General features: G+C 82.5%; 1 pseudogene. It reads right to left on the reverse strand.

The features are described from left to right. Positions 1–411, reverse strand: a pseudogene (locus AAHZ94_RS35085) (non-ribosomal peptide synthetase); the annotation flags it as partial.

A 411-nucleotide genomic window follows, 5' to 3' on the forward strand; every position in this document is an offset into this window, starting at 1 on the left:
GGCGGGCGCGACCACGTAGCCGACCAGGGGGGGGCCGCCGGCGCGGGCGGCGGCGACCACCGCGGCGTCCCGCACCCCGGGTTCGGCCCGCAGCGCGGCCTCCACCTCGCCCGGCTCGACCCGGTGGCCGCGGATCTTCACCTGCTGGTCGGCGCGGCCGACCACCTCAAGGGTGCCGTCCGGGCGCTGCCTGGCCAGGTCGCCGGTGCGGTACATGCGCGCGCCCGCGCCCGTGAAGGGGTCGGCGACGAAGCGTTCGGCGGTGAGCGCGGTGCGCCCCAGGTAGCCGGTGGCGACGCCGGCGCCGGCCACGTACAGCTCGCCGGTGATCCCGTCCGGGGGGCGGGGGGGAGGCCCGGGCCGGGCCGGGGGGCGGGGGGGTGCCCCACCGGCGGCCCCCCCCGGGGGGGG

The organism is Streptomyces sp. HSW2009 (assembly GCF_040240285.1).
In the GTDB taxonomy this organism is placed as follows: domain Bacteria; phylum Actinomycetota; class Actinomycetes; order Streptomycetales; family Streptomycetaceae; genus Streptomyces.